Consider the following 17,784-nt stretch of genomic DNA (forward strand, 5'->3'; position numbering starts at 1 on the left):
GCAAGTCACCCTCCCGGGTGCCGTGCTGTCGCGTCGCGACCACGGTTGCCGTACCCCGGCCCGCGCTTGTACGGTAATCGTCGTAGTACGGTGTTTCTCGTACTAAGGTTGAGCCGACCGAAGGCCGACCCCGACGACTACGGAAGTGGTGTCCCGCGTGAGTGCGCTGTTCGAGCCCTACACCCTGCGTTCGCTGACCGTCCGGAACCGGCTCTGGATGGCCCCGATGTGTCAGTACAGCGCCGCCCCCGAAGGCCCCGGCCTCGGGGTGCCCACCGACTGGCACTTCCAGCACCTGGCGGCGCGCGCGGTGGGCGGCACCGGCCTGATCCTCACCGAGGCCACCGCGGTCAGCCCCGAGGGGCGCATCAGCCCGTACGACCTCGGGCTGTGGAACGACGCGCAGACCGCGGCCTTCCTGCGCATCAACGACTTCCTCAAGGCCCAGGGTGCCACCCCCGGCATCCAGATCGCCCACGCCGGACGCAAGGCCTCGACCGAGCGGACCTGGGTGGACCGCGGCGCGCCCCTGCCGCCCGGGGCGCCCTACGGCTGGACCCCGCTCGCACCGAGCCCGCTCGCCTTCTCCGAGCAGCACACCGTGCCCGAGGAGCTGAGCGCCGAGGGCATCCGCGAGATCGTCGAGCAGTTCGCCGCGACCGCCCGGCGCGCCCTGGAGGCCGGCTTCGAGGTCGCCGAGATCCACGGTGCCCACGGTTACCTCATCAACCAGTTCCTCTCCCCGCACAGCAACCACCGCACCGACGCCTACGGCGGCTCGTACGAGAACCGGGTCCGTTTCCCGCTGGAGGTCGTGGACGCGGTACGCGCCGAGTGGCCCGAGGAGCTGCCGGTGCTCTTCCGGATCTCCGCGACCGAGTGGCTGAGCGAGAACGAGGAGGACGAGCGGGAGGGCTGGACCGCCGACGACACCGTGCGCTTCGCGCGGGAGCTGAAGGAGCACGGAGTCGACCTGCTGGACGTCTCGACCGGCGGCAACGTGCCCGACGCCAAGATCGTGGCCGGACCCGGCTTCCAGGTGCCGTTCGCCGAGCGGGTCAAGAAGGAGACGGACCTCCCGGTCGCCGCCGTCGGCCTGATCACCGAGCCCCAGCAGGCCGAGAAGATCCTCGCCGACGGCAAGGCCGACGCGATCCTGCTCGGCCGGCCGCTGCTTACCGAGCCCTCCTTCGCGCTGCGTGCCGCGCAGGAACTCGGCGACCAGCCCTACCTCGCGCAGCCCTACCACCGCGCGCTCTGAGGCCGTCGGCACCGGCCGCCCCGGACCGAAAAGACCTGGTCGAAAGGGGCGGCCGGCCGTTACCGTGCGGCGCATGACCTCGAACGCCCGGCTCGTCGAGCTGACGCCCGACACCGTCGACGCCGCCTGCGCCCTCTCCGTACGTGCCGATCAGCAGCACCTGGTGGAGCCGGTGGCGCGCTCCCTCGCCGAGGCGTACGTCCATCAGGACATCGCCTGGCCCCGGCTGGTCGTCGACGGGGAGCGGCCCGTCGGGTTCGTCATGGCCTTCTTCGACGTGCCGTTCCCCGCCGATCCGCCGGGGGCGAGCCGGGCCGGTCTGTGGAGGCTGAACATCGACGCCGCGCGTCAGCGCGGCGGCTACGGCCGCTTCGCCGTACGCGCGGTCGCCGAAGAGGTGCGCCGGCGGGGCTGGAAGCGCCTGACCACCACCTGGCACCCGGGGCCCGACGGCCCCGAGGGCTTCTACCGGAGGCTGGGATTCCAGCTCACCGGAGAGCTGAGCGGGGATCAGGTGGTGGGCGAACTCGACCTGGAGGACGGGCCCGTGTGAGCGGTCCGAGGGGCCGGCCGCCTCCTGGAGCCGGGCCGCGCGGACGTGCCGCGACGTACGATGGCAAGGCCCCGCCGGAGCGTCCACCTCCCCGACCGTCCGCTCGCCCCCTCAGCCACCTCGACTGGAGTCGCCCGTGACGACCACCGCCGTCGGCAGCCGCGCGCTCCCGCACCCGGACCGCGAGGACATCCGTCTCGAAGAGGTGCTGCACGCCCTCGCCGATCCGATGCGGCTGCGCGTGGTGCGCGAGCTGGCCGGCGAGGGCCGCGAGCTGACGTGCTCGGAGGTCGAGCTGCCGGTCACCAAGTCCACCTCGACGCACCACTTCCGGGTGCTGCGCGAGAGCGGCGTGATCCAGCAGGTGTACCGGGGCACCGCCAAGATGAACGGGCTGCGCCGGGCGGACCTGGACGCCCTGTTCCCCGGGCTGCTCGACCGGGTGCTGACCGCCGCCGCCCTACAGTGTGAGCGGCGCGGAGGCTGACGGCTCCCCGGCCGCGTCCGCCTCCTGTCCGTCGGCCCCGTCCTTGCGGCCGGGCAGGTGGTGGAAGAGCAGGTTCAGCACGATCGCCGTGAGGCACCCTGCGCTGATCCCGCTGTGCATCACCGTCTGGAACCAGTCGGGAAACCCGTCGTACACGGTCGGCACCCCGACCGGCAGGAGTCCCACCGCGAGCGAGACCGCGACCACGGTCAGATCGTGCTCGCCCCGCAGGCCGGTCCGCGCCAGGGTGCGGATTCCGCCGGCGGCGACCGTCCCGAACATCACCACGCCCGCGCCGCCCAGCACCGGCGCCGGGATCGCCGCGACCACCGCGCCGAGCTTCGGGAGCAGACCCAGCAGGACGAGCATGCCGCCCGCCGCCGCCACCACCCAGCGGCTGCGCACCCGCGTCATCCCCACCAGGCCCACGTTCTGCGCGAAGGCCGTGTACGGAAAGGTGTTGAACACCCCGCCGAGCACGGTCGACAGCCCGTCGGCGCGCAACCCGTCGGCGAGCGTGCGGGGTTCGGCCGGGCGCCCCGTCATCTCGCCCACCGCGATGATGTCGCCCGAGGTCTCCGTCATGCACACCAGCGCCACGATCAGCATCGAGACGATCGCCCCCGCCTCGAAGGAGGGAGCGCCGAAGTGGAAGGGGGTGCTGACGCCGAACCAGTCCGCGTCGCCGACCGCGCCGAAGTCCGTGAAACCGGTCGCGATCGCGACCAGGACACCCACCACGATGCCGACGAGGACCGCGACACGGCTCAGCAGGGGCGGTGCGAACCGCTGCACGCCCACCACCACGACCAGGACCAACGCGGCCAGTGCGATGTTCTTCGGCGCACCGAAGTCCTTCGAGCCCTCGCCGCCCGCGACCCAGGCCCCCGCGACCGGCAGCAGCGACAGACCGATGATCAGGATGACCGTGCCGGTCACCAGCGGCGGGAAGAAACGCAGCAGCCTGCCGAACACCGGCGCCAGCAACACCATCGCGAGCCCCGAGACGATGACCGCGCCGTAGATCGCGGGGAGCCCGCCCTCGCCCGTCCCGATGAGGACCATCGGCGCCACGGCCGCGAAGGTGCAGCCCTGCATGATCGGCAGGCGCACACCGAAGCGCCACACGCCGATGCACTGGATCAGGGTCGCTATGCCGGAGATCAGCAGGTCGGCCGTGATGAGGTAGGCCAGGTCGGCCGGCGGCAGCTTCATCGCCCCGCCCACGATGAGTGGAACGGCCACCGCCCCCGCGTACATGGCGAGCACGTGCTGAAGCCCGAAGGCGGCGAGGCGCGCCGGTGGTGGCACCTCGTCGACCGGATGGACGGCGGGTGGTGCGGACTGCGTCATGGAGACTCCCGGGGGACGGAGGGAACGGGCCGTGCGCCTGCCGTGGGGGAGGGGTGGGGCGCCTGGCTGGAACCGTAGGGCGCTTGAACAATCTGTTGATTACGCCGGTGTTTCCGCGCCGTGACCCGCCCGGCGGTTCCGCCGGGCCTCCCGCCCCGCCCTCTCGGTTCCGCGCCTGGACCGGCCCGCTCCTTCGCGCGTGTCACCCGGGCCGGGAGCGCTCTCGTCCACGGCGGACCGCCCCTGTCCTCGCGTCAGGACAGTCCGCGCATCCGGTGGATCTCGCTGCTCTGCTGGGACACCACGTCGTCGGCCATCTCCTCGACCTGGAGGTTGTTTCCCTGCGAGAGGACCTCGGTCGCCATCGTCACCGCTCCCTCGTGGTGAGCGATCATCAGCTTCAGGAAGAGCTTGTCGAAAGCGGCTCCCCGGGCCGCGCGCAGCGTGTCGATCTGCTCGGGCGTCGCCATCCCCGCCATCGCCGCGTGGTCGTGGCCGCCGGACCGCTGCCTCCCCTTCCCGCCGTTGTTCGCGAGCCAGCCCTTCATCGCGTCCGTCTCCGGCCCCTGCGCGGCGGCGATCCGCTGGGCGAGGCGCTTGACGGCACCGGACGCGGCCCGTTCGGGCACCAGACCGGTCAGGGTCAGGGCCTGCTTGTGGTGCTCGATCATCAGGGTGACGTAGCGGAAATCGGCCGAGTTGGGAGTGTCGTCCTCGGACTTGCGCGCGGCCTGCGGAGACAGGGTTCTCGCGGCCTCACCGGGTTTGCCGGGAGCGATCACCGAGGGCCCGCCCGCCGCCCTGTCCGGCTTCGCGTCCGACCCCCCTGAGCCGGCGTCGCAGCCGGTCAGTGCCAGAGCGAGGCACAGCGCACCGGCCGCCAGCAGGCCGCCCGCCCGCCCGTGGTGAGCGACGATGCGGGCAGGTGCGGGTGAAAGGTACCGAAACACAGTGAACCTCCTTGACGGGAAGGGGTGTTGGCGGCCAGTACAACACCTCGCCGCTGTCAGGGATCGAAAGATTCCATGACGATCTCGTTGCCGACTGTTGATCTGAGCATGAGGAGAACGATACTTCGACGAGTCCCTGAATCGTTCAACTCCGCTCGCCCCCACCGGAGTACGGCGGAGTCAAGGAGGAAGAGGAAGCAGTGACCCTGTCGACAACCCCCCGCACACGCCGCAGACGTCTGGGTGCCACCGCTGTGGCAGCCGGGCTGTTCGCCGCGCTGCTCACCGCCTCGCCCGCGGTGGCGAGCCCGGATCCGGGTGACGCCCCCGCCACCACGGCAGTCTCCACGAGCCAGGCCGCCGAGGCCAGGGCGGCGGTGAAGAACGGTGAGATACCCGCTCAGGACGAGATAGTCCACTCCAGCAACATCGAGCACCTCACCAACATCCCGAAGGACGCGCTGGCCGGCACCAACTCCGACCTCGCCTTCCAGGGCAAGTACGCCTTCGCCGGGAACTACGACGGCTTCCGCGTCTTCGACCTGAGCAACCCGAAGAAGCCGCGCACCGTCGCCCAGGTGCTGTGCCCCGGTTCGCAGAACGACATCTCCGTCTCCGGCGACCTGCTGTTCCTGTCCACGGACTCCTCGCGCAGTGACGACTCCTGCGACAGCACGACGCAGCCCGCGACCGAGAAGTCCTCCTGGGAGGGCATGAAGGTCTTCGACATCAGCGACAAGCGCAACCCGAAGTACGTCGCCGCCGTCGAGACCGCCTGCGGTTCGCACACCCACACGCTGGTGCCCGAGCGCAAGGACGTGTACATCTACGTCTCCTCGTACGCGCCCAGCGCCACCTTCCCGGACTGCCAGCCCCCGCACGACGGCATCTCGATCGTCAAGGTGCCGCGCAAGGCCCCGCAGCAGGCGAAGGTCATCGACTTCCCCGTGCTGTTCCCGGACGGCGGCAACCCGGGCGCACCCGCCAACCCGGGGGTCTCCGCCACCACCGGCTGCCACGACATCACCGTGCTGCCGTCCAAGGACCTCGCGGCGGGTGCCTGCATGGGCGACGGAATCCTGATGGACATCAAGGACCCGGCGCGCCCGAGGATCATCGACCGGGTCCAGGACAACGTGAACTTCGCGTTCTGGCACTCGGCGACCTTCAACCAGAAGGCCGACAAGGTCGTCTTCACCGACGAGCTGGGCGGCGGCGGCGCGGCCACCTGCAACGCCGAGATCGGCCCGAACCGCGGCGCTGACGGCATCTACGACATCGTCGGCAAGGGGGACAAGCGCAAGCTCGTCTTCCGCAACTACTACAAGATCCCCCGCCACCAGGCCGACACCGAGAACTGCGTCGCGCACAACGGCTCGCTCATCCCCGTCAAGGGCCGTGACCTCATGGTCCAGGCGTGGTACCAGGGCGGCGTCTCGGTGTGGGACTTCACCGACTCGCGCAAGCCGCACGAGATCGCCTACTTCGAGCGCGGGCCGCTCAGCACGGACACCATGCAGACGGGCGGTTCGTGGTCGGCGTACTACTACAACGGCTACATCTACTCGAACGACATCGCGAAGGGCTTCGACGTCCTGAAGCTCGACGACCGCAGGACCGACCCCGCCAAGCGGATCAAGGTCGGCGAGCTGAACGTCCAGACCCAGCCGGACTACTTCGACTGAGCCGTGGAGCGTCCCGGGTGACCGTCTGACCCGGTCGTGGCGCGGCGGGCCCGCCCGAAGGGGCGAGGACCCGCCGCGCCGTGCGTTCTGCGTCACCTCACCGGCGCGTACGGGGCCGCCTCTTTCCGGGCCTCAGTCCAACAGCCCCAGGACGGGCCGCAGCCCGGCGGGACGGGCCGCGACCGGCAGGTGCTCGACGTAGTGCACCGCGCAGCCCAGGGCGGCGGCCCCGCTGTCCGCCTGCCGGTCGTCCCCCACCATCAGCGTGTGCGCGGGAGCGACACCGAGTGCCTGACAGGCGGCGGCGAACAGCCGTGCGTCCGGTTTCTGCACGCCGTGCTCGTAGGACAGCGCGTAGGTGTCGACCAGGGCGTCGAGACCGTGGGCGCGGAAGACCGGGCGCAGGTCCCAGCCGATGTTGCTCACCACCCCTGTCGCGAGACCCCGCGCCCGCAACGTCGCCAGCACGTCGTGCGCGTCGGGGTAGGGCTGCCAGGCGGCCGGGGTCATGTGCCGTTCGTACAAGGCGTCGTACAGGTCCTCGTGCGGCAGTGGGACCTGGCGGGCCAGCCCCGTGTACGCCGCCCGGTGCGCGGCGGCGCTCTCGTCCCTGACCGCCCACAGCGCGGCGAGTCCGGCGGGCAGCCGCGCCGGGTCCCCCGGCCTGCCGCCGGGCTGGGCCCCGGTCAGCTCCAGTTCCGCGGCCAGACGGGCCGTCTCGGCCTCCGGTACGGAGAGCGCGGTCGCGGCCAGCGTTCCGCGCAGCCAGGACTCGGCGCTCTCGATGCGCAGCAGAGTCCCGGAGAAATCGAACAGCACCGCCTTGATCGTCATGCGGCGATCCTCGGTGCGGGACTTGGCCTCGGTCAAGAGCCCCCCGTACGCCCCCTCTCGGCCGCACGGCTCAGGCACCGATGCCCCGCCGCCCCCTGGTCCGCGCCGCCAGCAGCACGAGCAGAGCGCCCAGCAGCCAGCCGCCCACGACGTCCGAGGGCCAGTGGACGCCCAGCCAGACCCGGGTCAGGCCCACTCCCAGAACGCTGACCGCCCCCACGACCAGCGCGGTCCACCACAGCGCGGCCCCCGCCTCGTACAGCCGCAGCAGCCACAGGACGAGTCCGCACACCACGGTCGCGGTCAGCGCGTGCCCCGAGGGGTAGGAGGCGAACTGCGCCGAGTCCACGGGATCGGGCCACACCGGGCGCTCACGGCCCACCGCCGCCTTCAGGATCTGCTGGAGGACGGTGCCGAGAACGCAGACGCCCGCGCACCACAGGGCGAGGTCCCGCGCGCCGGTGCGCAGGAGCCACAGGACGAGCAGCGCGGCGATGATCCGCATGGTCCACGGGTCCCACACCCAGTCCGACAGGACCCGGCTAACCTGGGTGAGCCCCGAGTGCCCGACCGCGGCGCGGTGCACCGGCCGGGCGACCGACTCGTCCAGGGACCGCAGGGGGCCCCATCGGGCGGCCACGAGCGCGAGCAGCAGTGCGGAGAGACCGCCGGACACATACGTCGCCAGAGCGGTGCCCGGGGCGCGGGCTCGGCCGGGGGCGGTGGGGGGCGCCGTCGTCATGGGAGTGATCCTCGCGTACGGGAAAGAGGCGGGCCAACCCGCACGGACGCGGGCGACTACCGCGACTCCTACCCCCGGGGGCGCCGTGTGCGCGTGCGCCCCGTTCGCCCCGTGTTCACCGGCAGTCTCCCGGCCGTATCCGAGCCGTCGGTGCCCGGGCGGCCGCGCCGGACCGGCTTCGGACGTCCGGTGGGCCGTACGCCGCACCGGCCCGGCGTGTCCCGGCCCAGCCCTGACGGGGGACCGGCCGGTCTCAGCCGAGCGTGTGCAGGCCCGGACCGAAGGCGACCAGCAGGGGTACGAGCGGGACCAGGGCCCCGGCCGCCGTCAGCCGCAGCCTGCGCGCCGCCGTAAGCCGGGGCTTGGCGGCCAGCAGCCGGTCGACCCGCTGCGGCACATGCGCCCGGGGCGAGGGGCACGGGCCGAACACGCCTCTGTCCTCGTTGAGTTCCACGAGGGCCAGCGCCGTGGTCAGACGGCCGAACCGGCGTGAGGCGACGTCGTCGGCGGCCAGTTCGACGAGCCGGTGCATCTCGTCGCGGAACGCCGCGAACACCGGGACCTGCGGGAATCCCCTGGCCAGCGCACCCGAGCAGTGCAGCAGCCAGTCGTGCCGCGCCTGGGCGTGCCCCTGCTCGTGGGCGATGACGGAGTCAAGCTGCCGGCCCTTGAGCCGGCGCAGCGCGGCCGTCGTGATCACGAGTTGCGAAGGAGTACCGGGCAGCCACCACGTATCGGGCCGGTCGCCCTCCAGAACCAGCAACCGGTCCGTGCCACGCTTCTCACCCGGCAGGAGCGGGGAGCGCACGAGCAGTTCGGCGCGGTCCTGGCGCCGCCTGCGGCGGGCCTCGGCGATCTCCCGGGTGAGCATCACGACCGTCCACGCGCCTCCCGCGGCGAGCACCGTCGCCGTGGCGGCGGCCCACGGGCCCGAACCGGCGAGCGCGTAGGCGTCGATCACCCCGTGCGGAGCGGGCGCGAAGAGATGGCCGCGTACCGCCTTCCACGCGGCCGCCGCGCTCACCGCCATCGACAGGGCGCAGCACAGCAGGACGCCCACCACCACGCACTGCCACATCCACAGGGCGACGATCGGTTCGCGTTCCGTCCAGGAGACCCGCGCGAAGACACGAGGTGCCAGCACGGCGGTCAGGGCGCCGAGCAGCAGCAGGGCGACGGGGACCATCATGCGTCCAGCCTATGAGGAAGCGTTCGGCGAAAGATACAAGCTTTCGTGGCAAGTGACGTACGCCACGGCGCAAGGGTGTGTGAGGGGGCGTCAGTCGCCGGTCGGTGCGCCCTGAGGTAGACGTGAGAAGGCGCCCATGTCCTCTGTCTTTCAGCGGGATTCGGCTCTCACACGGTCAGCAGCATCGCCAGCATGCCCATGCCCATGGACAGCCGGCACGCGAGAGCCACCTCCCGCCGGTCGCCCCAGCCCGTCGGCACGGTGCGCGCCGGCGGGGGAGGGGCGGCCCCCTGCGCAGGCGCCGGAACCATGCGGGTGCCGGTCCGCAGGACGTAGACGGCGTAGTAGACGAGCAGCGCCCCCGTCACCAGCGGGACCCCGCCCTGCCCCCCGTGAGCCATGGTGGCGTGCGGTCCCGCGGGCGCGGCGCCCATCGCGGCCGCCATGTAGACCATCGCGACGGCGCCCACGAGGTGGTGCAGATGGTGGGCGGAACCCGTGCGCGCGGACCACAGGGCCCGCAGCGCGACCGCGGCGAACACGACGGCGTAGAGCGCCCACGTCCAGCGGGGCGGGCTGAACACCGCGGCGGGCAGCGCCATGACCGCCATGGCGAACCCCATCAAAGCCTCTCCCCCCGCGGTGCGCCGCTGCTCCTCCACCACGCTGCGCATCCGCAGCAGGCAGTACGCGGCCGTGCCCGCGCACAGGGCCACGAGCAGCCACGCGGCCGGCGCCGGTGCGTGCACGGCGACCTCCCCCGATCGACGGCGTTGACGGGAGGATGATGCCCGGCCGGGACCGACGTACACGCCGTCGCGCGGGACGCGCACGGAGGCGAACAGGGGGTGCGCGGGGGAGCGTGCCCCTGCGACGGGCAGGTGGGCGAGCCGTGTCCGGGAACCCCGGTGTGCCTCGGGCGGGAGCCGCCGGGCCTCAGTCGGGGATGCCGGCCGCTTCGAGGACGCCCATGCACGAACGGTGCACCTGACGGGCGGTGAGCCGCGGGTCCTGCACGTCGAGCATGTCCGAGACGACCTCCGCGGCGAACGGAGCGCGCACCCCGTGCGCCCACAGCGCGCGCAGCATGGCGGTCACATGGGCGCCGCCCTCGCCGGGCAGCAGCCGGTGGTGCCGGGCCTCGTACCGGGGGTCGCGCAGCGGGGTGCGCAGGGCGTCCGCCAACTGGACGGCGATGATCCGCTCGGCCGGTACGTCCGCGAGGTCCTCCGCCCGCGCCCCGGACCGCGCCCAGTGCCAGCCGTCCACGAGCAGGCCGCCGTTGGGTTCGCCCGCCCCCTCCACGATCCGCCACGCCTCGCCGAGCGTGCGCACCCCCGCGTACGGCAGGAACTCCAGGGCCACGCGCGCCCCGGCCGAGGCGGCGGCCGCGCACAGACCGGCGAACCCCTCGGTCAGCGCGCCGGCGGGCCGGCGCTCGAAGACGGTCGCGTGCAGCCGCTGGGGCCGGAAGGTGCGCGCGAGGTGCAGGGCCGTCTCGTCGTTCTCGGATTCCGCCCGTCCGCCCGTCCCGCCCCAGGCCGTGAGGAGTTCGATCTCGGTGAGCCGCAGACCGCGCTCGTCCAGCAGGGAGAGCATCCTGCGGTCCGTCCACCCGGCCTCCAGGGCGTCCCGGTACTGCTCCACGGACAGGCCGAGCCCGGTGAAGCCGGCCTCTACGGCGGCGCCTACACGGTTCCCGAACGGGACGGCGCGGAGGGTCTGGGCGCTGAGAGTCAGTTCGCGGGACACGTTAGTCATCCTAACGTTGAGCTCCTCAACTGCGGGAACGATGTACTTGCCCGCGCACGGCCGCCGCCCCCGGGTGGCGGGTGGGCAGTACACGCGATGTCCGCCGAGGCGAGGACCGACCGCCCGAGCGGGCCCCGGCCCCCGTGCCCGGTCCGGCAATTGCGGGACGCGACGAGGGGGCGCGCCGACCAGTGCCCTGCGCCTTCGTCGGGCCCGGGTCAGCCAGGTACTGCGCAGGGAGCGGTCGGTGCTGCCGGTGACGCGGACCCGGAGCGCGGTCCTGGAGAAGCGGTGCGCGCGGCCGTGCACGATCAGCGAACCCGCTCGGGCCCGAGGGGCGCGACCGCTGAGCAGGACGCAGACCGTGAAACCGCATGACGCGTCTCGGGTGGGTGAGCCGACCGGGCGGGGCGGCACGAGGCCACCGGGCCGTCCTCACCGAGTCCGGTCGCGCCGTGTTCGCCGAGGTGACCGCGGCCGGGGAACTCGCCCTCACCGCCCTCACCGCCCTCACCGCCCTCGCCCCGGAGCGGCGCGTCACGCTGGACGCGACGTTCCCGGCGTTCGACCGTCTGCACGAGACGCGTCACGCGGGGTGGGCGGGCATCGCCGAGCCCGGCCGCTGAGCGCTTCTGAACCGCCGCTCGACGCGCAACGGGTGCGCCGTCGCCCTGCGGGATCGATCTCCTGACGCCGCGACGAGGCGCATCACGCCCCCCGGCCCTGCGGCCTGTCCTCGTGGCGGAGGCGGGGAGCCGCGCCGGGACCCGGGTCCGCCGGGGCCGAGGCGGCCTCACGTACCCCTGAAACACCGACCGGCCCCCGCCGCACCCACGGTCTCCGGGCCGGCCGGCACGGCCGGAAGGCGACGCCATGCCACCCGGAAGCGCGTCGAGGTGCTCCACCGGCTGTCGCCGGGCGGCCCCCTGAGATCCATGGACCAGCGGACCGGACGCGGTGAACTCCGGGCGCTGGACACCGCGGACTTCACCGGAGATCCGATCCGGTGGTCCATCTGCCGCTCAGGCTGCCGCACGGGTTTCGCGCGGCACCGGTCGGCACCGACTGCGGCGTGCGGGTCGGCTCAGTTCCGGCCTGCGGACGAGTAGCCCCGCGTGGTGATCGTCTTCGCCGATTCGGCGAAGTAGGCCGGGTCCTCCGGGGCTCGGGTGTCCAGGCAGGTGACATAGCGGTTGTACATGCAGAACGCCGCGGCTATGAGCACCGTGTCGTGTATCTGCCGGTCGTCGGCGCCCGCGGAACGAGCGGCGGCCAGGGCCTCGGCGGACACCGGCTCGACCTGTCCCCTCACCTCGGCGGCGATGTGCAGCAGGGCCCGCAGCAGCGGGGTGATCGGTGCGCTGTCCGGGTCTTTGAGGACGGCGGTGACGAGCTCGTGACCGCCCTCCAACTGCGCGGCGGCGAAGGCGCCGTGCGAACCCGAGCAGTAAGCGGTCCGGTTGAGGTGCGAGGTGTAGGCGGCTATCAACTCGCGTTCCCCGCGGCCCAGGGACATGGGGGAACGCAGCAGGGTCTCGGCCAGGTGGTTGAGGGGAGCGGCGGTGTCGGGCCGATGGGTCATGAGCCCTCGGATCCCGGGTTCGTCGTTGTTGATCTCGATGTGGGGCACGAACGACCTCTCGCGTGGAACCGGATGACGGGATCGTGCGACGTGCGACAGCAACGCCATTGTCCGCGCCCCGTGGGTGGCGGACCACTCTCGTCGTGCGCATCGGACTCACGGTGCGCCGGGACGGTGAGCCCGGCTCGTGGCAGCTGCCCCGGCGGCCGAGCCCGACGACGCCCGCCGTACGCGCCCGTGCCTGCGCCGCGCACCCGCCTCCGGGGCTCGGACCGGTAGTTGCATTCACCGCCTTGCCAGGTATCGAGGAACGCTCGCGCACTCAGGTCCCCCAGGAGATCGTCGAGGCCGCCGTGCGCGCCGCGAAGGCGCGCGGCGTCCCCGGGGCGGAGGCGCCCCTCCCGGACATCGCGCGGGAGGCCGGCGTCTGCCCACCAGGGACGAGGTGCTCGACGCGTTCACCCAGAACTTCCTGCGAGCTGTGGGCCCTGCCTTCGTAGCGCGCAAGGCGGTTGTCGACGGCCGCTCCGGGCCGGTGTGCCCGCCGCAGCCGGTCCTCCGCCGTCGATTCTTTTACTGGTGAAACACTTGTTAAGCTTATGGGTATGAGCCGTTCCCGCACCCTTCCCGCAGCCACCCGTCCCAAGAGACTCCCCCTGACCGGAGTGCTGCGGCTCGGCAGGCTCAACGACACCTGGTTCAAGCCCGCCTCGGGGGTCACCTCGGCCTCGCTCGTCCCGCTGATCACCCTGTACGCCCTCGGCCGGCTCGACCTCGCCGCCTACACGATGGCCGGCTCCATGTGCGCGCTGTACGGGCACAACCTGCCCTACGCGGCCCGTTCCCGGGCGGTGCTGTGGGTGATCCTCGGCATGACCGGCTCGGTAGCCCTCGCCATGGTGACCTCGGCGCTCACCGACTCCGTGCCCGTGCTCATCGCGGTCGGCGCCGTCCTGGTGGCCCTGCAGAAGACGGTGTGCGAGGCCAGCAGGATCGGCCCGCCGGGACCGGTCGTCTTCGCCTTCATCAGCTCCGCGACCCTCTTCGTACCGCAGACCTTCGGCAGCGTCCCCGGCCATCTCGCGCTCACGCTCGGGGCGGCCGCCCTCGCCTGGTGCGTGACGATGGCCCCGGGCCTGGTGCGGCCGAACGGCCCCGAGCGCCGGGCCACGGCGCGTGCCCTGGAGGCAGCGGCCGCCGCCGTCGCCGCGCCCGGGCCGGGCCCCGCCGCGGACGGGGCGAGGGCCGCGGCCGCCGCCGGAGTGCACACCGCGTGGCAGACGCTGTACGCCGCCCGCCGCCGCACCCCGGAACGCCGCGCCCTGGAGCGGCTGGTCGTCCGGGCGGAGGTCGCGCTCGCCGCCCCCGGCGACAGTGACCCCGAAGCCCTGCGGCGGATCGCCTCGCAGGTGCGCGGTACCCGTCCGCTGCCCCGCCCGGAAGGGCTCGACGACCGGGCCCTCGCCGAGCTGGCCGGTATCGACATCGAGCGGGCGCGCGCCCCGCGCTCCCAGCACCCGGTGCTCCGTGCCTTCGCCCCCGGATCGACGCTGCTGCCCGTGGCCCTGCGTACCCTGACCGGCTCGGCCCTCGCCGGATACGTCGCACACGCGCTCGGCAGCGACCGTCCCTACTGGGCGATCGTCACCGCCGTCTCGCTGTACCAGTCGAACCTGACGCTGAGCTGGAACCGGGCCGTGCAGCGCGTCGTCGGCAACCTCGTGGGCGTCGGGGTCTTCGCCGCGCTGTCCCCGCTGCCCCGCGCGGCGTCCGTGTGGCTTGTCGTCCTCGTGCTCGTGCTGAGCTTCGGAGCTGAGGCGTGCATGCCGCGCAACTACTGGCTGGGCAGCTGCTGCGTCACCCCCATGGCCCTGCTGATCAGCGAGTTCTCCCAGTTCCACGGGGCCGGGGAGCTGATCGGTGACCGGGTGCTCGACACCGTGCTCGGTGCCGCCGTGGGCATCCTCGCCGCCCTCGCGGTCACCAATCGCCGTGCCGGAGCACATCTGGAACACGCACTCGCCACCGCCGACCGCACCCGCGCCGAGGCGGCGGTGCTGCTCGCCCGCCCCGAGGCCGGGGCCTCCGCGCTGGAGTCGGCCCGTCGTCGGCTCGGTGCCGCGCTCGTGGAACTGCGCGGCGCCGCCGACGCCGCCGCCGGCGAGTGGTGGCAGCGGGCCCTGCCCGAGCAGCAGGTGCTCGACGTCGAACGGGCCGGGCACCGTACGCTCGCTGCGACAGTGGAACGGCAGGGCCTGGTCGCCGTGCGCGCGCCGGAGCGCCGGCCCGCCGAAAAGGACGTGGCCCGGGAGGACGCAGCGGTATGACGACAGCCGAGGAAGCCGGCCCCCGGGGAACGCCCGAGCGGCCCCCGCACGACACCGTGGCGACCGTGATGCGCCAGTGGCGGGCCGTGCACCCCGGGATCGACACCGGGCCCATGGAGATCATCGGCCGCATCAACCGGTGCGCCGCGCTCCTTCAGCAGGCCGAGGACGCGCCGCTGCGCCGGGCGGGGCTCAACCGCGCCGAGTTCGACCTGCTGGGGGCCCTGCGCAGGACCGGCGACGAACTGACCCCGGGGGAGCTGGCCCGAGAGACCTTCTCCTCCGGAGCCGCCGTCACCAAGCGGCTGCGCCGGCTCCAGGAACGCGGACTCGTCGAGCGCCGGGTGGACACCCGCGACCGCCGTGTCAGCCGCGTGACCCTGACCCCGCAGGGCAGTTCCCTCGTCGACGACCTGCTGCCGGAACAACTCGCGTACGAGTCCGTCGTCCTCTCGGGGCTCGTCGGCGAGGACCACGACCGGCTCACCGCCCTCCTCGGAGAGCTGCTGGGGCAGTTGGAGGGCCGCCTCGGCGGACCCCGGCCCTGAGCCGCCGCGCGGGCGGCCGGGCACGCACCGAAGGCGGATGCGGCCCGCCCCAGTTCCCAGGCCCGGGCCACGAGAGCGGGGGCGGACCGCCCCGTCGAAGACGCCGTCCGGGTCCGCCGCCGAGGAGCGGTGCGGCGACACGTCGTGCCCGGCGAGCGCCGAGCGGACCCGGCGCCGCTCCACGTCGGTGCGGTGGCGGACCACAGCAACGACAGCGTCGAAGGCGCCGCCGAGCGCCGCGCCACCTCCCCACGCGGGCCGGCGCACTTGAGGTCCGGCGTCGAGCGCCGAGCCTGAAGGAAACCGAGCAGCAGGGCTCCTTCCGCACGGGCGTGGGACAGTCCGGACGTGGTCGTGCGCGTTCCCCGCCCGTCACCGATTCGGCTCTTCGCCGCAGGGTCTGCGAGGCCATGACGGCTCTCCGACCGGGGCTGACGGACGATCGACTGTCAGGACGCCGCCGAGCCCCCGGACAAGGTCCCTGAGCCGGGACGGGCTCGGCCCGACCGCTACGATCCGGGCGGTCGGAACATCCGCGCCCGGTAGCTCCGGCCCCACTTACCGTCCCGGCCCCGGCCGGCCGATCCCCACGGAGAACCATGCCCCCCGCAGCAGCCGGCAGCGGTGCCGAGAGCCCGGGGGAGGAGCCCGCCGCCGTGCCGAGCACCGTGGACACCCTTCCCTCCCTCGGCGGCGCCCGGCGCCCCGCCCTGTGGCTTCTGTTCGTCCCCGTCGTGCTCTACGTCCTCGCCCCGCTCGTCGCCAACCGCGTCGAACCCCGCGTCCTGGGCGTCCCGTTCCTGTGGGCCTGGGTCATCGGCGCGACGATCGCCAGCCCCCTGGTGATCTGGCTCGTCGCCCGCCTCGACCCCGCCCACCGCCTGAACGCCGTCGAACCGCTGCCCGCCGACGACCGCGCCGCCGCCTCGTCAGTACGTACTGAAGGAGAAGAGCGGTGAACAGCTCCGCGGTCATCGCCACGACCGTCTTCGGCCTCGCCATGGTGGCCACCCTCGCGATCGGACTGCGCAGTTCCCGGGGCCGCTCCAAGGGGCTCGCCGAATGGTCGGTCTCCAGCCGGGGCCTGGGTGTCCTGTTCATCTGGCTGCTCATGGCCGGGGAGACCTACACGAGCTTCTCGTTCCTCGGCACGGCCGGCTGGTCGTACTCGATGGGCTCCCCGATCCTCTACCTCGTCGCCTACCTCACGGTGGGCTTCACCGTCGCGTACGTCGTCGGGCCCTCGCTGTGGACGTACGCGAGCCGCCACCACCTGATCTCCATCGCGGACATCGCCGAGTTCCGCTTCCGTTCCCGGCCCGTCGGCATCCTCGTCGCACTCGTCGCGACCGTCTTCCTCGTGCCCTACATCCAGGTGCAGATCCAGGGCATGGGGCTCGTCGTGAACGCGATGACGTACGGCGGGGTCGACCTGAAACTCGCGGCGGTCGTCTCCTTCGTGGTCGCGGAGGCCTTCATCCTGGTGTCCGGGCTGCGCGGTTCCGCCTGGGTGAGCGCGCTCAAGGACGTCCTCGTCATCGCGAGCGTCGTCTTCCTCGCCTTCTACATCCCGGCGCACTTCATGGACGGAGTGGGCGACTTCCTGGACCGCATGGTGACCGAGCGGCCCCAGTGGCTCACCTTCCCCGGCCACGAGTCCGGCGGCATGAACGCCACCTGGTTCATCAGCACGGTCGTCCTCAACGCCGTGACCATCACGATCTTCCCGACGACCGTGGCCGGATACCTGAGCGCCAGACACCCGAACGCCCTGCGCCGCAACGCGGTCCTGCTGCCGTGGTACCAGCTGCTGCTGTTCATCCCGATGATGATCGGCGGCGTCGCGCTGTTCGCCCTGCCGCACCTCGACAACCCCGACCTGGCGCTCTACAGCCTGGTCACCGACGCCCTGCCGGCCGGTGTCGTGGCGGTCGTCGGGGTCGCGGGGGCCCTGTCCGCGATCGTGCCGATGAGCGTGTTCATGCTGTCCATCGGCACGCTGTGGGGCCGCACCGTGCTCGGCGGCGGCAACGGCTCCGACCCGCGCCACCCGCTGCGGGCCACCACCCCGCAGGAGGCCGAGCGCACCGACGTACGCGCCAAGCGCTGGTCCCAGCTCGTGTGCCTGGCCGCGGGAACGGTCGCCCTGCTCGGCGCCCTCTTCTACGCCGGCACACTGGTGGAGCTTTCCGTCCTCTCCTACGAGGGGATCGCCCAGCTCGTCCCGACCGTGCTGCTCGCCCTGTTCTGGCCCCGCATGACCAAGGCGGGAGCCGTCAGCGGCATGCTCGTCGGCCTCGCGGTCATGACCGCCCTGTGGGCGACGGACAACGACCCGTGGCACGGCGTCAACGGCGGCGTCCTCGCCTTCGCCGCCAACCTCCTCGTGACGGTCGCCGTGACCTTCGCCCGGCCCGCCGCCCCGGTCCGCATGGAGGAGACCGCGGGAAAGGGCGCCTGAGTCCCGCCGCGCACCGGTCCGTGTCATGGGTGTGGGCCGCGCCGGACATCCGGCGCGGCC

General features: G+C 72.8%; 17 protein-coding genes. 9 read left to right on the plus strand and 8 right to left on the minus strand.

Annotation, left to right across the window (positions count from 1 at the left end; all coding sequences use genetic code 11):
• The first annotated feature begins 157 nt into the window (after positions 1–157).
• The 3 genes from AB0J21_RS21600 (at position 158) to AB0J21_RS21610 (ending at position 2,301) form a co-directional block, all read left to right on the plus strand.
• Positions 158–1,261, plus strand: coding sequence for an NADH:flavin oxidoreductase/NADH oxidase (locus AB0J21_RS21600; RefSeq protein WP_363147684.1), 1,104 nt, complete (start codon positions 158–160; stop codon positions 1,259–1,261).
• A gap of 73 nt (positions 1,262–1,334) precedes the next feature.
• Positions 1,335–1,814, plus strand: coding sequence for a GNAT family N-acetyltransferase (locus AB0J21_RS21605; RefSeq protein ID WP_363147685.1), 480 nt, complete (start codon positions 1,335–1,337; stop codon positions 1,812–1,814).
• A gap of 136 nt (positions 1,815–1,950) precedes the next feature.
• Positions 1,951–2,301: a helix-turn-helix domain-containing protein gene (locus AB0J21_RS21610; protein ID WP_363147686.1), complete on the plus strand. Its 351-nt coding sequence runs from the start codon at positions 1,951–1,953 to the stop codon at positions 2,299–2,301.
• On the opposite strand, the gene AB0J21_RS21615 is transcribed toward AB0J21_RS21610, so the two are convergent.
• Positions 2,275–3,654 (minus strand): nucleobase:cation symporter-2 family protein, encoded by a 1,380-nt coding sequence (locus tag AB0J21_RS21615; RefSeq protein WP_363147687.1) that lies wholly within the window; start codon positions 3,652–3,654, stop codon positions 2,275–2,277. The genes AB0J21_RS21610 and AB0J21_RS21615 overlap by 27 nt on opposite strands.
• Before the next feature lie 254 nt (positions 3,655–3,908).
• Entirely contained in the window at positions 3,909–4,511 is a 603-nt protein-coding gene (locus tag AB0J21_RS21620; protein WP_363147940.1) for a DUF305 domain-containing protein, read from the minus strand.
• A gap of 293 nt (positions 4,512–4,804) precedes the next feature.
• Between AB0J21_RS21620 and AB0J21_RS21625 the strand changes: the two genes are divergently transcribed.
• Positions 4,805–6,289, plus strand: a complete 1,485-nt coding sequence (locus AB0J21_RS21625; RefSeq protein WP_363147688.1) for a hypothetical protein — start codon at positions 4,805–4,807, stop codon at positions 6,287–6,289.
• A 132-nt stretch (positions 6,290–6,421) separates the two neighbouring features.
• Here AB0J21_RS21625 and AB0J21_RS21630 read toward each other — a convergent pair whose 3' ends face one another.
• From AB0J21_RS21630 to AB0J21_RS21650, 5 genes are all read right to left on the minus strand, one after another.
• On the minus strand, positions 6,422–7,123 hold the full coding sequence (locus AB0J21_RS21630; protein WP_363147689.1) for an HAD-IA family hydrolase: 702 nt from the start codon (positions 7,121–7,123) through the stop codon (positions 6,422–6,424).
• A 70-nt stretch (positions 7,124–7,193) separates the two neighbouring features.
• On the minus strand, positions 7,194–7,865 hold the full coding sequence (locus AB0J21_RS21635; protein ID WP_363147690.1) for a phosphatase PAP2 family protein: 672 nt from the start codon (positions 7,863–7,865) through the stop codon (positions 7,194–7,196).
• Positions 7,866–8,118: 253 nt separating this feature from the next.
• Positions 8,119–9,054, minus strand: a complete 936-nt coding sequence (locus tag AB0J21_RS21640; protein ID WP_363147691.1) for a M56 family metallopeptidase — start codon at positions 9,052–9,054, stop codon at positions 8,119–8,121.
• A 167-nt stretch (positions 9,055–9,221) separates the two neighbouring features.
• A complete protein-coding gene (locus AB0J21_RS21645; RefSeq protein ID WP_363147692.1) occupies positions 9,222–9,803 on the minus strand; it encodes a DUF5134 domain-containing protein in 582 nt (193 codons plus the stop codon).
• A 187-nt stretch (positions 9,804–9,990) separates the two neighbouring features.
• On the minus strand, positions 9,991–10,815 hold the full coding sequence (locus tag AB0J21_RS21650) for a TIM barrel protein (RefSeq protein WP_363147693.1): 825 nt from the start codon (positions 10,813–10,815) through the stop codon (positions 9,991–9,993).
• A gap of 365 nt (positions 10,816–11,180) precedes the next feature.
• Between AB0J21_RS21650 and AB0J21_RS21655 the strand changes: the two genes are divergently transcribed.
• The gene (locus AB0J21_RS21655; protein WP_363147694.1) at positions 11,181–11,432 is read left to right on the plus strand and encodes a hypothetical protein; all 252 of its coding nucleotides are present in this window, start codon (positions 11,181–11,183) and stop codon (positions 11,430–11,432) included.
• A gap of 458 nt (positions 11,433–11,890) precedes the next feature.
• On the opposite strand, the gene AB0J21_RS21660 is transcribed toward AB0J21_RS21655, so the two are convergent.
• Complete coding sequence (locus AB0J21_RS21660; protein WP_363147695.1) at positions 11,891–12,436, minus strand: peroxidase-related enzyme; 546 nt, start codon at positions 12,434–12,436, stop codon at positions 11,891–11,893.
• Positions 12,437–12,993: 557 nt separating this feature from the next.
• Between AB0J21_RS21660 and AB0J21_RS21665 the strand changes: the two genes are divergently transcribed.
• From AB0J21_RS21665 to AB0J21_RS21680, 4 genes are all read left to right on the plus strand, one after another.
• Positions 12,994–14,715, plus strand: coding sequence for an FUSC family protein (locus tag AB0J21_RS21665; RefSeq protein WP_363147697.1), 1,722 nt, complete (start codon positions 12,994–12,996; stop codon positions 14,713–14,715).
• Positions 14,712–15,263, plus strand: a complete 552-nt coding sequence (locus AB0J21_RS21670) for a MarR family transcriptional regulator (RefSeq protein ID WP_363147698.1) — start codon at positions 14,712–14,714, stop codon at positions 15,261–15,263. Before AB0J21_RS21665 ends, AB0J21_RS21670 begins: the two co-directional genes overlap by 4 nt.
• Positions 15,264–15,862: 599 nt before the next feature.
• Positions 15,863–16,222 carry a DUF3311 domain-containing protein gene (locus AB0J21_RS21675; RefSeq protein ID WP_363147699.1) on the plus strand — a complete coding sequence of 120 codons (360 nt, stop codon included), beginning with the start codon at positions 15,863–15,865 and terminating at the stop codon, positions 16,220–16,222.
• On the plus strand, positions 16,219–17,724 hold the full coding sequence (locus AB0J21_RS21680) for a sodium:solute symporter family protein (RefSeq protein ID WP_363147700.1): 1,506 nt from the start codon (positions 16,219–16,221) through the stop codon (positions 17,722–17,724). The genes AB0J21_RS21675 and AB0J21_RS21680 overlap by 4 nt, the downstream gene beginning before the upstream one ends.
• The last annotated feature ends 60 nt before the right edge of the window (positions 17,725–17,784 follow it).

The sequence above is a fragment of the Streptomyces sp. NPDC049954 genome (assembly GCF_040656295.1).
In the GTDB taxonomy this organism is placed as follows: Bacteria; Actinomycetota; Actinomycetes; order Streptomycetales; family Streptomycetaceae; genus Streptomyces.